General features: G+C 63.6%; 2 protein-coding genes. Both read left to right on the top strand.

Annotated elements, in window-relative coordinates:
• On the top strand, window positions 1–732 hold a 732-nt coding region (locus EN984_RS34615; RefSeq protein WP_127384357.1), incomplete at its 5' end, for an efflux RND transporter periplasmic adaptor subunit.
• On the top strand, window positions 729–1,414 hold a 686-nt coding region (locus tag EN984_RS34610; protein WP_164765923.1), incomplete at its 3' end, for an efflux RND transporter permease subunit. The genes EN984_RS34615 and EN984_RS34610, both read left to right, overlap by 4 nt.

Genomic DNA, 1,414 nt, shown 5'->3' with positions numbered 1-1,414 from the left:
TTGCAGGACCTCGACACGATGCGGGTCGATTTCTCGGTTCCCGAACAGCAACTCGCCTTGCTCAAGATCGGCCAGACGATTCGATTGGGCCTTGGCGGTGAGGACAGGCCATTCGCAGGCGCCATTCGCGGCATCGACCCGAAGATCGACTCGTCCAGCCGGCTGGTGAACATCCGGGCGGAAGTCGCCAATCCCGATGGCAAGCTGACCCCCGGCCAGTTCGTGCAGGTGCGTGTCGAGCTGCCCGAAGAGCAGAACGTGCTGACCCTGCCGCAGACGGCGCTGACGACAAGCCTCTATGGCGACTACATCTTCGTGGTGCAGCCGGCCAAGCCTGCCGAGGCGGCCCCAGCCAAGCCGGAGGAAAAACCCGCCGCGCCGTCAGCCGACAAATCGGCGGAAGCCAAGCCTGCGGACACCAAGCCGGCCGATGCCATGAAGCCGGCGGCTGATGCAGCCAAGCCTGCCGCCGATGCGGCAAAACCAACCGACAAGGCTGCCGATCCGGCCAAGCCGGCGGCGGAAGGTGACAAGCCCGCGCTCGTGCTGTCGCAGGTGTTCGTCAAGCCCGGCCGCCGCAATCAAGGCATGGTCGAGATCGTCGAGGGGCTGAAGGCCGGCGACGAGGTCGTCACCGCCGGCCAGAACCGCCTCTTCAACGGCATGTCCGTCGTTGTGGACAACACCATCGACCCGACCAAATCGGCGAACAAGCAGGCCGAACAGCAATGAGCTTTTCAGATCTCTTCATTCGCCGGCCTGTTCTTTCGACGGTCCTTGCCTGCATGATCCTGCTCCTGGGTTTCCAGGGCATCTTCAACCTGTCGATCCGGCAGTATCCGAAGGTCGACGAAACCGCGATCACCATCACGACGGCCTATCCAGGCGCCAGCGCCGATCTGATCCAGGGCTTCATTTCCGCCCCGATCGCCCGCGCCGTCGCCTCGACCGAAAACATCGACTACGTCACCTCGTCCAGCCGCCCGTCCTCCAGCACCGTGACCGTGCAGATGAAGCTCGGCTCGAACCCCGACGTCGCGCTGACCGAAGTCCTGTCCAAGGTCCAGGGCGTGCGCGGCACCTTGCCGGACGCATCGAAGGACCCTGTCATCGTCAAGGGCACCGGCCAGCAGTTCGCGATGATGTACATCTCGATGCAGAACCCGAACATGACGAAGGAGCAGCTGACCGAGTATATCGAGCGCGTCATCAGGCCGCGCATGTCGACGGTCGAAGGCGTCGCCGACGTGCAGATCTTCGGCGCCCAGGAATACTCGATGCGCGTCTGGATCGACCCGGTCAAGCTTGCCGCGCGCGGCGTGACGGCCTCCGAACTGCTGACGGCGATCAACAATTCCAACTTCCTGTCGGCGCCCGGCAACACCCAGAACGAGTATGTCGTTTCCTCGATCAC

Origin of the sequence: Mesorhizobium sp. M7A.F.Ca.CA.004.12.1.1 (assembly GCF_003997835.1) — a bacterium.
Lineage (GTDB): Bacteria > Pseudomonadota > Alphaproteobacteria > Rhizobiales > Rhizobiaceae > Mesorhizobium.
Note: the sequence above shows the minus strand (reverse complement) of the source record. Positions and strands in the feature narration are given on the sequence as shown.